General features: G+C 64.2%; 10 protein-coding genes. 3 read left to right on the forward strand and 7 right to left on the reverse strand.

From position 1 onward, the window contains the following. Positions 1 to 567: 567 nt before the first annotated feature. The 4 genes from E1956_RS27365 to E1956_RS27380 form a co-directional block, all read right to left on the reverse strand. The gene (locus tag E1956_RS27365; RefSeq protein ID WP_134755129.1) at positions 568 to 1,662 is read right to left on the reverse strand and encodes a porin; all 1,095 of its coding nucleotides are present in this window, start codon (positions 1,660 to 1,662) and stop codon (positions 568 to 570) included. 65 nt (positions 1,663 to 1,727) lie between these two features. Further along, positions 1,728 to 2,444: a sulfite exporter TauE/SafE family protein gene (locus E1956_RS27370; RefSeq protein WP_134755131.1), complete on the reverse strand. Its 717-nt coding sequence runs from the start codon at positions 2,442 to 2,444 to the stop codon at positions 1,728 to 1,730. Positions 2,445 to 3,161: 717 nt separating this feature from the next. Next, positions 3,162 to 4,616 carry an amidohydrolase family protein gene (locus tag E1956_RS27375; RefSeq protein ID WP_134755133.1) on the reverse strand — a complete coding sequence of 485 codons (1,455 nt, stop codon included), beginning with the start codon at positions 4,614 to 4,616 and terminating at the stop codon, positions 3,162 to 3,164. A gap of 23 nt (positions 4,617 to 4,639) precedes the next feature. Continuing rightward, positions 4,640 to 6,013: a uracil-xanthine permease family protein gene (locus E1956_RS27380; RefSeq protein ID WP_134755135.1), complete on the reverse strand. Its 1,374-nt coding sequence runs from the start codon at positions 6,011 to 6,013 to the stop codon at positions 4,640 to 4,642. A 370-nt stretch (positions 6,014 to 6,383) separates the two neighbouring features. Here E1956_RS27380 and E1956_RS27385 point away from each other — a divergent pair, with 370 nt between their 5' ends. Next, on the forward strand, positions 6,384 to 7,424 hold the full coding sequence (locus tag E1956_RS27385; protein ID WP_134755137.1) for a LacI family DNA-binding transcriptional regulator: 1,041 nt from the start codon (positions 6,384 to 6,386) through the stop codon (positions 7,422 to 7,424). A 131-nt stretch (positions 7,425 to 7,555) separates the two neighbouring features. Here the strand turns inward: E1956_RS27385 and E1956_RS27390 are convergent, their stop codons facing one another. The 3 genes from E1956_RS27390 to E1956_RS27400 form a co-directional block, all read right to left on the reverse strand. Next, positions 7,556 to 8,125, reverse strand: a complete 570-nt coding sequence (locus E1956_RS27390) for a chromate transporter (RefSeq protein WP_134755139.1) — start codon at positions 8,123 to 8,125, stop codon at positions 7,556 to 7,558. After that, complete coding sequence (locus E1956_RS27395) at positions 8,122 to 8,655, reverse strand: chromate transporter (protein WP_232072025.1); 534 nt, start codon at positions 8,653 to 8,655, stop codon at positions 8,122 to 8,124. Before E1956_RS27395 ends, E1956_RS27390 begins: the two co-directional genes overlap by 4 nt. Positions 8,656 to 8,803: 148 nt before the next feature. Next, on the reverse strand, positions 8,804 to 9,232 hold the full coding sequence (locus E1956_RS27400; protein ID WP_134755143.1) for a hypothetical protein: 429 nt from the start codon (positions 9,230 to 9,232) through the stop codon (positions 8,804 to 8,806). A gap of 153 nt (positions 9,233 to 9,385) precedes the next feature. Here E1956_RS27400 and E1956_RS27405 point away from each other — a divergent pair, with 153 nt between their 5' ends. Then, positions 9,386 to 10,516 (forward strand): ABC transporter substrate-binding protein, encoded by a 1,131-nt coding sequence (locus E1956_RS27405; RefSeq protein WP_134755145.1) that lies wholly within the window; start codon positions 9,386 to 9,388, stop codon positions 10,514 to 10,516. After that, positions 10,513 to 12,267 (forward strand): sensor domain-containing diguanylate cyclase, encoded by a 1,755-nt coding sequence (locus E1956_RS27410; RefSeq protein WP_134755147.1) that lies wholly within the window; start codon positions 10,513 to 10,515, stop codon positions 12,265 to 12,267. The genes E1956_RS27405 and E1956_RS27410 overlap by 4 nt, the downstream gene beginning before the upstream one ends. Positions 12,268 to 12,277 lie beyond the last annotated feature (10 nt).

A 12,277-nucleotide genomic window follows, 5' to 3' on the forward strand; every position in this document is an offset into this window, starting at 1 on the left:
AGTGACTAAGGACTCATTCATCCGGCGGCGCTGCGCGCGCCGTGGGGCATAGCCAAAACCGGTGGGATGCGCGCGTTTTCGTAGGAATCCAGCTTTTTTGATCGGCGGCTCACCTACGCATTCGCCAGCCAGCACTCCCGTGCATTCACCGATCACCACTCCCGTGCATTCACCGATCATCACTCCCGTGAATTCGCCGATCAGTACTCCAGTGCATTCACCGATCAGTATTCCCGCGCATTTACCGGGCGGCACTCCCAACGCATTCGCTCGCCCGGTTTCCCTTGCGGACCCTTCCGCCCGCGCGTAGCGCGTGGCGGGAAGGATGAGCCCTTTGTCACTAAGGCGGAGTGTGCGAGGAGACGGATGCCCCGGAGCCGCTCCGATTTACAAGGCAGTGGGGGACGGCGTCACACTGGCGGTTTAAGCCGCTTTCTTTTGCCTACTTTTCTTTGCGGCTGCAAAGAAAAGTAGGTGCCGCCCCGCACAGGGGCAACGCCTGCGGCCCGCCGCGAAAACAAGTTAAACGACAGATCAACCCAACCGCCGCCCAAGGTGAAACAAGCCCTAAAAGAAGTGATGAATCCCCGTCAGCACAGCAGTCTGCGATCCAGAAGACGAAGCCCCAATCCCCACAGTATCGGCAACGGCTCCAGAGGAAGCCCGCTCAACCATCACATCCATATAGACCTGCGTCCGCTTGGAAAGCGAATAAACATTAGCAACCGTAGCTTGCGTCCACCGCTTGCCGGACAGCGTCATGGTCCACGCACCCGCACCCACCATATAAGCAGGCGTGACCTGGAAATTCACGCCCCCATCGACGGTACGATAGTTCTGCGCGTCACCACGCCGCTCGATCCGCACCTCGGTAACGAGCGCATGCAACTGAAAGCGCCCCCACTGATAACTACCCCCGATCCCCGCATTGCGCACACTGTCCGCCACGAACGGCGCGCCGCCGGCGAGATTGACGCCTTCGAACGCATCGAGCCCGAGCCCACCAGCCAGATTGAGCGTACGGTCGTGATACTCCGACCACGCCGCCGCGAGCTTCAGCGGCCCGTACCCATAGTTCGCGCCAAAGCTGATCGTGCGTCCCGTCGTGCTGCTGCTCGAATTCGTAAAGCCATATAGCGCGCCCACGGTGAGCCCCCAGAACGGCCGGCTGACAAACTTGGCGGTATTGGACAACTCCACGGGCACGGTATTGGCCAGCCCATCCACGTTGCCAGGATGAAACGCGGAGAAATCGCCAAGCGACTGCGCAGTCGAAAGCGGACCAAGCATCTCGAAGTGGAAGTCGGTCTGGCGCCCGAGCGTCACGGTGCCGATATCGTTCTTCGAGAGACCCACATAGGCCTGCCGGTTGAAGAGCGTCCCCGCGCTCGACATCGCGCCACTGATCGTCGAGAAACCCGACTCCAGCTTGAACACCGTCTTCAGTCCCGAGCCCAGATCCTCGGTGCCCGTGAGGCCCCAGCGGTCGGCCTGAAACGTGCCCTGTTCGGAAAAGAACGAGTGCGATCCATGCAGATTGCTGACGTAGCCAACACCCGCATCCAGACTGCCGTACAGCGTGATGCTGCTCTGTGCATATGCACCGGAAATACTGGCAAGACCAAGCGCTGCGCACGCAGGCGCAACCAGACACTTCTTCATTGGGGGTCTCCTCGCTATGCTCTATTGGATGTGCCGGCCCTGGCTGAGCTGGCACGCATTTGCGTTCACTTCAATGTCTGATACAGGATTGCCGCGCCCGAAACGATCGCGAAGGCCATCACGCTGATACGCAAGACCTTGCTGTTCAGGCGCTGGTGCACGTGTTGGCTGACGAAGGCGCCAAGGATGACGGGCGGCACGAGCAGCAGGGCGGAAACGAAGCGGCCTGAGGTGATCTGGCCGGTGAAGCTGAGCAACATGAGTGAGAGGGCCTCGCCGATGGCGAAACACAGCGCGATGGTTGAGCGCAGCGCCGGCGCCCGGTAGTGCTGGAACACCATCGCGAGTGCCGGGCCGCCGATGCCGGTCGCGGTTTCGGTGATGCCGGTTACGGCGCCAGCCGTGATCAGTGCGTTGCGGCCCGGAGCGAATGTTGGCGCGCACAGCGTCGCGACGGCGGCGGCAATCGTCGATGCGCCGATGAACAGGTTCAGATCGTGTGCCGAGATGCGCGAGATGATCCACACGCCGACTAGCGCGCCCGCTGTGCGGCCGACTGTGATCCATAGCGTGCCGTTTGAATCGAGTGCAGGGCGCTCGCGCCACGCGAGATAGATATTGAGCGGGAGCATCAGGATCAAGAGGGAAACGGGCAGGAGGCCCGGGTCGATCAGGCTGATCACGGGCGCGCAGATGAGCGCGAAGCCTACGCCGACGGCGCCTTGAATGAAGGCTGCAATTGCCACGGTTGTGGCGAGAAGGAGGAATACTGTAATGCTCACAGGTTGGTGCTCCTGATTGATTGTTGAGGGGCGGCTCGGCCGCCTGGGTTAACTGATTGGTTTGCTGTTTTTCTTGCTTTCGCGGGTAACTTGTATTCGCGGCGGGCCGCAGGCGTTGCCCCTGTGCGGGGCGGCACCTACTTTTCTTTGCAGCCGCAAAGAAAAGTAGGCAAAAGAAAGCGGCTCAAACCGCTAGTGTGACGCGGTCCCCCACTGCCCTGTATATCGGAGCGGCTCCGGGGCATCCGTCTTCTCGCACACTGCACGTTAGTGACAAAGGGCTCATTCTTCCCGCCACGCGCTACGCGCGGGCGGAAGGGGCTGCAAGGAAAACCGCGCGTGCTGCCTGGCGAATGCGCGAAAATATTGCCGAACGAATACACGGGAGTCCTACTGAAACGTATGCACCTCACTGGTTTTGGTTATGCCCCACGGCGCGCGGAGCGCCGTCGGATGAATGAGCCCTTAGTCACTCCGGCGAACGGCGAGTGGTGACAGACGCCCCGGAGCAGCTCCGATATACAGGGCAGTGGGGGACTGCGTCACACTGGCGGTTTGAGCGGCTTTCTTTTGCCTACTTTTCTTTGCCGCGGCAAAGAAAAGTAGGTGCCGCCCCGCACAGGGGCAACGCCTGCGGCCCGCCGCGAATACAAGTTAAACGCGCAAGTTAAACGCGCAAAGCCAGAGGCACCACGAATCGCAGAATCAACAGCGCACTCAGGACGCCGCCACAGCCGGCGCATTAACCTGAACGCGAGCCGCGGAGGCACCAGAAAAGGATGCTGCATGAACCCTCTGAATAGGCGCCCGCGCCACAACCGCAGCAGCGGCCTCATCAACCTCACGCAAAAATGCGCGCGCATCCCAATCAACCGGCCAGCCGTGCCAAAGCCGCAGGCGTCCCTCAACAAACACCGCATCAATCTGACTACGATTAGCGAGTCTCACGAGCTCCCACTCGAGCTCCCACGACGGCCGCATTTCCGGCACATCGAGATCGACGAGCAAAAAGTCAGCAGCCTTGCCAATCGAGATCTCGCCCGTCAACGCGCCAAGCCGCACGGCATCGGCGCCCCCTCGCAACGCATGATCGACCCACAGCTTGCCAGCACCACACGACGAGTCGCCCGTCGCAAACCCAAACGCAAGCCGCTGCGCGGTCTCGGCCGCATCGAGCAGCCTGAACGCGTCGCTGCGCGTCCCATCGGTCCCCAGCCCAAACCGGATCCCCAGCGCGGCCATCTGCATCGCCGGCGCCACCGCGTTGCCCTTCCACGAACTCGCGACAGGGTTGTAGCTCACAGCCGCGCCCGTATCGCGCAGCAGATTCAACTCGGAGGGCGTGACGAGCGTCGCATGCGCGATCAGCGTCTGCGGCCCCAATGCGCCCGCATGGTGAAGATGCTCGATAGGCCGCATCTTGCGCCCTACAATCGAGCGCTCGACCGATGCAAGATGTTCGTTGGCGTGCGTCTGGAACACGGCGTCAGCCTCGGCGCACAGGGCAGCAACGGTCTGCAGCATGCCGTCGGAGCCCGCTTCGGGTACCGAAATGGCCAGCGACGGATGCACGAGTGCGTGGCCGTCCCAATGCGCAAGATGCGCCTGCGCGCGCGCGACAATGGCACCGCGCTCGCGTGCATCGATATGCCCGCCCAGGTCGTTGCAAATCATGCCGAGCACGCAACGCACGCCCACTTCCTGGGTGGCCGCGGCAATCGTCGAGACGTCGCTGTCCGAGCGCGTGCCGGCGTCGCACACGGTCGTGAAGCCGCCGCGCAGCGCTTCGAGCGCGGCGAGCTTGGTCGATAAGTACAACAGATTGTCGTCGAGGCAATTCTCGAGCGGGACCCAGATGCGGCGGTAGATCTCCGAAGGCTCGCCGAAGGCGAGCGCCTTGCCGAACGACTGCGTGAGGTGATGGTGCGCATCGACGAATCCCGGCATCAGCAGCTTGCCCGGCAACGCGAGCGGCGTCAGCAGCGGGTAGCGCGCGACGAGTTCATCAGCAGGGCCGATGTCGAGGAACCGTCCGTTGGCGACCACCACGGCATGCTCGCGCACCGGGCCATCGGCCAGCAACAAATAATCGGGCAACAGCAGCAGTTCGTCGGCGCACAGTTCGGTGCGCTCGGGAGAATGGGATGAAGCGGCAGTAGTGCGAATTGGCATGATGAATTTGGACTGGATGGGGTTCAGTGGCAGGAAGGGTTTTCATTGACGGCGGCTTCGAGCGCGCTCGCAGGGTGGGTCTCGCGGGGGCGCCAGCGCAGGCTCAGATGCTCGAAGATCAGGTTGACGATCACGGCGGTCAGCGCGCCCATTGCGAGCCCGTTGCCGAGCACGATTTGCAGCGTCGCGGGGAAGCGGCTGTAGAGGCCGGGCACGACGATCGGCAGGATCCCCATCGTCAGCGCGGCGGCAAGCGTGTACATGTTGGCGCGCGAGCGCAGGTCCACCTGGCGCAGCAGGTTGATGCCCATGACGCCGATGATCGAGAACACGATCAGCGCCGTGCCGCCCACGACCGCGGCGGGTATGGCGTTGGCGAGGCGGCTCAATGGCGCGAGCACGGCGATCGCGATCAGCAGCGCGCCGGCCATCGCGGTCACATAGCGCGAGCGGATGCCCGTGGCTTCCACGATGCCGATGTTCTCGCTGCTCGTGATGATCAGCGAGGTGCCGAAGAGTCCGCCGAGCACCGACATGAGCGCGTCGGCGCGGATCGTCTGCGGCACGGTCACGCGCGGGTCGATCTCCTTGCCCACGATTTCGGCGATCGCCACAGTCTGGCCCGTGGCTTCCGCCATCGAGATCACGCTGAAGATCAGCAGCGGCAGCGCGGCGAAGAGGTCGAAATGCGGCATGCCGAAAGGCAACGGCGTAGGCATCGTGAAAACGGCGCCGGGCCACACCTGGGCGAAGCTCATCAAGCCCAGCGCCGAAGCCAGTGCCGCGCCCGCGAGCAGGCCGAGCAGCACGGCGAGCTGCCCGAGCATGCCCTTGAAGAGCTTCGCGAACAGCACGGTGAAGGCGACCGTCGCAAGCGCGAGTCCGATCCCGGCGGGGCTGCCGAATTCGGCGGTGCCCGGGCGGCCGACGATCACGACGCCGTAGATGCGGATCAGGTTGATGGCAACGAGGATCAGCATCGTGCCAATCACGATGCGCGGGAAAAAGCGCAGGCAGCGCCTGAACACGGGCAGCAGCAGGAAGTAGAACAGGCCCGTGAGGATGGTCGCGCCGGCGGCCGTGCGCAGGTCGGTTTGCTGCGCGATCAGGACGAACAGCACCACCGGCGCGCCGCCCGGCACCATGATGAACGGCAGGCGCGCGCCAAAGCGCAACGGGCCGAACGACTGCAGCAGCGTGCCGATTCCGCAGACGAGAAACGTCGCGCTGATCAGGTCGACGGTCAGCGCGGACGCGAGGCCGAGCGCCTTCGCGACCAGAAAGACCGCCGTGATCGGGGACGCCGCCACGACCAGCACGTGCTGCAGGCCGAACAACATCAGTTTGACGAGCGGTAGCCGCTCGTCGACAGCGTGAACCTGCTGGGCTTTCGTCATGACTTCGTGTCTCCATTAGTCGCAGACCGCCTCACGTCTGCGAGGGTGTGTCGTTGTTCTGGAAATCCGGTGCATCTGCAATCGCATCCCAAATCGATTTGGGATACAGCGCGAAAAAATGGGCGGGCGCCCCAAATCGATTTGCTATCGTAGAATGGTGCGTCATTTAGGCACTGTCAAGCTGGATTATTTATCGACCGGGTGGTCGCGATAGCAGGCGAACGAGCCCAGGCGTGCGCTGCGCCTGGGCGCCTCGCGCACCGCCGGGCCGCCGCACGCGCGTGCGAAAATCCGGGACGTATCCGGTGTTCAGCCGGGAATCACAGGGACTCACCAGGAACACAGCAGGGACTCAAGCGAGAGAAACAGCATGCAAAGTCCAGCGCCGCCCAAGCCGCGGCCGACCATTGCCGATGTCGCCCGCGCCGCGGGCGTCTCCACGACCACCGTGTCGCACGCGTTGAACGACAAGGGCTACGTCGATCCGCAAACGCGCCAGCGCGTGAAAGACGTGGCCCGCGAGCTGGGCTACCGCCCGAGCGTGCGCGCGCAACGGCTGCGCACGGGCGAGGCGCGCACCATCGCGCTGATTTCGTCGATGCCGTTCGAGATCGCCGGCGGCGCGTCGCGGCTCGGCTTTCTGATGGAAGTCGCGGCGGTCGCGGCGGCCGCCGCGCTCACGCGCGGGCTCGCGCTGGTGCTCGTGCCGCCCGTGATGGCGGGGCGGCTGCCGCTCGAGCAGCTCGACATCGACGGGGCCATCGTGATCGAGCCTACCGCCGACGATGCGAACGTGACCCATCTTCAGGAGCGCGGCCTGCCCGTCGTGTGTCTCGGGCGCCTGCCCGGCAACGACGCGGTGCCGTATGTCGACATCCACTCGTTCGCCACCACGGCCCTGTTGCTGCGCCATCTGCACGAGCAGGGCAGCCGGCAGATTGCGCTCTTGATCGGCGCGCAGCAGCGCAATTCATACGCCGAGTCGCGCGCGGCCTATGAGCGGTTCTGCGCGGAGCACGGCATGACGCCCGTGATTGCGGTGGCCGACGAAGCGGGCGGCGAGGAGGCGGGCCGCGAGGCGTGCGCGGCGCTATTGCAGCAGCATCCGCAGCTCGACGGGCTGTGCGCGCTGGTCGACGCATTCGCCGTGGGCGCCGTGCAAGGCCTCGCCGATGCCGGCCGGCGCGTGCCCGGCGACGTCAGGATCGCCACCCGCTACGACGGGATTCGCGCACGCAGTTGCCGTCCGCCGCTCACGGCCGTCGATCTTCACCTCGACGAAATGGCATCGCAAGCCGTCGCGTTGCTGTTCGATCATCTGGCCGGCAAGGGCGGGGCACCCTCCGCCACGCCGGCTGATCCTTCGCTGGTGATTCGCGAGTCTTCGGTTGCCGACGCAGGCGACGCATAAGGTTGCGTACGCAACGATATGTACGCGCCTCATTGCAAGGGCATCAACCCGTCGGCATCAACCCATCGACGGCTTGCCGCGTGCGCTGTGCTGCGAAAAGCCCGGCCTGCATGCACGCCGGGCTACCTGCATCACGCGACTTGCACGTGCAGCCATTGAGGCAGCACACCGCCAAACTGGCTCATACCGACCAGCACGATCGCCCCCACCAGCAGCAGCACCAGCGGATTGACACGGGTCTTCAGCAGGATGAAGAGCGAGATCACGGCGATCGCCTTGGCGGGCAGGCCGCCGTTGAGGGTCCTGAGCAGCACCCATCCCGCCGCGAGCATCATGCCTGCTGCGATGGGCCTGAGCCCCCGTTCGAGCGCGAGTTGCCACGTTGCGCCTCGATAGCGGCTCCAGACATGCGTGACGCCGTAGATGAGAAAACCGGTTGGCAGCAGGAGCGCGGCCGTGGCGACCAGCGCGCCCCAGAAGCCGGCGACCTGCCATCCGATCAGCGTGACGAGCAGCGAACCCGGCCCCGGCGCCATGCGGGAAATCGCGAAGTCGGCGGCGAACTGCGCGGGGCTCATCCACGCGTGCACGTCGACCACCTGGCGTTGAATCTCCGCGATGATGGCCTGGCCGCCGCCGATCGTCACGAGCGACAGCGGCGCGAAGATGGCGGCAAGCTGCCCAAGGATGCGCAGGTTCATCGCGCGCTCCTGCGAATCGCCACGTACTCGTGGCCGATGCTGAGCGCGGCGCCAATCACGACCACCCACACGAGCGGCCAGCGCAAGATGCCAATCGTGAGAAAGGTGGCCGCCATCAGTAGCAAGGGCACCCATTGCCGCCGGACCCGCCTCGCGGTGAGCACGCCTATCGAGAGCGACAGCCCGGTGGCCGCGGCGGCGGCCCCCGCGATCAGCACCTTGGTCACCGGATGCACGATCAGGGCGCCGATCAGCGTGCCCATCACCACGATGACGATGGCGGGCGGCACGAGCACGCCCGCCACGGCAACGGCGGCGCCGCGCCAGCCCAGCAGCCTGTGCCCGATCCAGATCGCCATGTTCTTGACGTTGATCCCCGGCAGCGCCTGCGAAAGCGCGAGGCCGTTGAGGAACTCTTCCTCGCCGATCCATTCGCGCTCCTGAACGAATTCGCGCAGCAGCCAGCCGCTGAGGCCGCCGCCGAAGCTGGTCAGGCCGATGCGGCTGAAAATCAGAAAGAGACCCAGCAAGGTTGGGCGTGAATGTGTGGGGGGCGTGGTGTCGGTCACAAAAAAGGCGGCAGTCGCAGAGTGGGGTGAGTGCGCCGATATTGTCGATTGATGACCTTACAATTAGCTTCCTGCCTCTTTCGGCGAGCGGGACCGCATTCGGCCGTGCTCATTGCGTCGGCGCCACTGCGATGAAAGTCCCGATTTTGGAACAGCGGTTTTCCGTTGAAACGCGAGTTTCATTGTCGGCCTCAACCTTTAAAAATCGATCAAAAATCATGTATGGCAACGCGACGTTAGATATCGTCATGCAGCATGAAAATAATTGCGTCACGATGGCGGCAATATCGTTCGCCGGTGAATAAAAGTAATTATCGTTTGCGAGACGGCAGTACACGCCTTGTGTCAGCTCGGGGCTCCTTTCAGTCACTCCCGGAAATCCGCTTCCAACAGGGATTGCGCGTGGTGAGCCGCCAATTGAATATGGAAATTCCGCTGCACCAAACTGGATCAAATTGAGGCAGAAGCCGGGCCGCCCTGAGCATGCTGATTCAGCTAGCCGGGTTTTCCCCTGTGCTGAAAATAACCTGAGCAGCATATTCTGGTTTTCTGTCTCCGATAAGATGTACGGGGGGAACCCATTATCGGGTTGCGGTTGAGTTACGGGGTCGAGCGAAGCAGTGTCTTCGCTTTATCAAAAATGGGTACGCGGCTAGCGGAACCCTAAAACAGCACTGAACAAGCTTGAGAAATGAAGCGACGCTTCAAAACGGTCGTTTGCCGTTTCAACAAGGGGAAGGGCGCGAGAGGTCGCAGGAGCCGCTGGGCCACGCCGGCGGCCCTGGTCGTCCTTTTGCTGTGCTTTCTCTGGACGCGCACGCTCGCGGATTCCCATTCGCCGCATCAGTCCGTGCTGCGTGTGCTCGCCTGGCCCGGCTATGCGGACGACGACTGGGTCCACGCGTTCGAAAAGCGCTTCCACGCCAAAGTCGAAGTCACGCTCGTCGATTCCGATGAAGCGCTGTGGGCCCGCATGCATAGCGCCGCGCCGCCGCCATTCGATGTGCTGGCGGCCAATACCGCCGAGATCGAGCGCTATGCGCACGACGGCATGCTCGCCGCGCTCGACCTCTCGCGCATTCCGAATCGCCAGTGGCAGCAGCCGTATTTTCAGCGGCTCGCCGCCATTCGCGGGCTCGTGGAGGCAGGCCACGCCTACGCGATTCCGTTTACCTATTCGTCGATGGGGCTCATCTACGACCGCAAGCAGATTCCGGATCCGCCGCACTCGATGCGCGCGCTGTGGGATCCGCGCTATCAGGGCAAGGTGCTCGATTTCAACAGCGCGCAGCACAACTTCTCGTTCACCGCGCTGGCGCTCGGCTATCGCGATCCGTTTCACCTGTCGCCCGAGCAGATGCGCACCGTCACGCGCGAGCTCGTGAGCCTGCGGCGCAATCTGCTCACCTATTACACGCTGCCTGAAGAGGCGACCGCGCAGTTCGTCCATCACCACGTGGCGCTGATGTTCGGCAATTACGGCACGCAGCAGGTCGAGCAGTTGCGCCAGGCGGGCGTGGACGTGGGTTACGTCATTCCGGACGAGGGCGCGCTCGCGTGGCTCGATTGCTGGGCGATCACGCGCAACGCGAGCAATCCGGCACTGGCCCACGAGTGGATCAACGCGATGCTGGAGCCGCAGATCGGCAAGCAACTGACGCAACGCGAGGGGCTCGCGAACACGATGACACCGGTATCCGGCGATGCTTCCGGCGCGGGGCCGCATCTCGTCTGGCTGCAGCGCGTCGAGAACGTCGGCGAGCGCGAAGCGCTGTGGCACCGGGTCGAGTCGGGCGACCGGTTGAGGAGCTTTCCGGAATGATCAAGCTCGGTCTGACTTCGAGGCTCTCGCTCCTGCTCGTCTTCGTTGGCGTGCTGGCGTCGGGCGCGACCGGCTATTCCACCTATCGCGCCAATCGCCAGATGCTCATGCACGAAGCGGAGCACAGCCTGCTCACTTCGACGCAGTTGCTGAGCCAGCGTTTCACCGCGGCGCTCGGCGACGTCGCCGACGACGCCCTCGTGCTCGGGACCTTGCCTTCGTCCGAGATCGTCGCGCGGGGCGGTGCGCCCAGTCCCGCCGACGCGAGGCTCAAGCAGGTCTTCCGCGGCTTCATGCAGCACCATCCCGAGTACCTGCAGATACGTCTGATTTCGCGCTCCCATTTCGGCCTCGAGCGCATTCGCGTCGATCGCGGCGCGCAAGGCGTCGAAGTCGTGCCCGACGATCAATTGCAGGAGAAGGGCCAGTTTCCCTATGTGTTCGACACGCTTACGGCGAACGCGGAGCGCGTCTACATCTCGCCGATTGGCTTGAAGGAAGGCCCCAGTCCGGACCCGGGGCAGGAGCAGCCGGTGGTGAGGGTCGGCACGCCGATCGTGGATGAACACGGCGAAAAAGTCGGCGTGCTGGTCATCGACGTCGATCTGACCCAGGTGTTCAAGCGCATCGAGCGCGATCTGCCCGCCGACTACGTGGTGTACATGGCCAACGAGTGGGGCGATTTTCTCGTCCATCCGGATCCGGCCCAGACCTTCGGTTTCGAGCGCGGCCGGCGCGTGCTGATGCAAAAGAGCTTCCCAGCCACCGCGCCGTTGTTTGACGGTGGGCGCACGAGCCTGACGTTCAACGGCTATGCGCACGCGCACGAGCCGCCGGCCGAGGTGTTCGCGTTCGTGCGTTCGCCGTTCGGTCTCGTGGACGGCAACCGCTTCATCGCGCTCGGTCTCGCGCGGCCGCTCACCGACGTGCTCGCGTCCGCCAACGCGCTCGGCGTGCAGATCGTGCGCCTCGTGCTGATCTCGAGCACCCTCGCGATCTTGCTGGCGGTCCTGTTTGCGCGCGCGCTGGCGCGGCCGCTGCGCACGCTCGCGGATGCAGTCACGCATATCTTCGACGAAGACGTCATGGAGCGTTTGCCCGTTGGGCGCTCGGACGAGATTGGCGTGCTCGCGCGCTGCTTCGATCGCATGCGCAGCGAGATCCGCTCCCAGGTCGATGCGCTGCATACGCGGCAGGAGGAGCTGACTCACCTTGCGGGGCACGACACGCTCACGGGCTTGCCGAACCGGATGCGCTTCATGGAGCAACTCGAGCTGGCGATACGGCGCGCGACGGTGAGCGGCGAGACGCTGGCTGTGATGTTCGTCGACCTGAACGGCTTCAAGCAAATCAACGATCAGCTCGGGCACTCGGCCGGCGACCGCACCCTCGTGGTGGTCGCGCAGCGCCTGCGCGCGGCGCTGCGTGGCTCGGATGTCGTCGCCCGCTTCGGCGGCGACGAGTTCGTTATTCTCTTGACCGGTGTGCGAACGCCCGACGCGATACGCGTCACGGCGGCCCGCATCGAGGCGGTGATGGAGACGCCCGTTGCGCTCGGCATCCACCTGATGAGCGTGGGCGTGAGCATCGGCATCAGCGAATTTCCGGCCGACGGCGACCACGCCGAAGCGCTGCTCGCGAAGGCGGATACGGCCATGTACGCCGCCAAGACTTCGGTGGAGTCGCGCTATGTCCGCTATGGGGATCTGGCGGAGCGGCCAGGGGTCGACACGGTCCCGCGCGGCCCATAGGCTGCCAGGG

The organism is Paraburkholderia pallida, from assembly GCF_004524855.1.
Taxonomy (GTDB): domain Bacteria; phylum Pseudomonadota; class Gammaproteobacteria; order Burkholderiales; family Burkholderiaceae; genus Paraburkholderia; species Paraburkholderia oxyphila.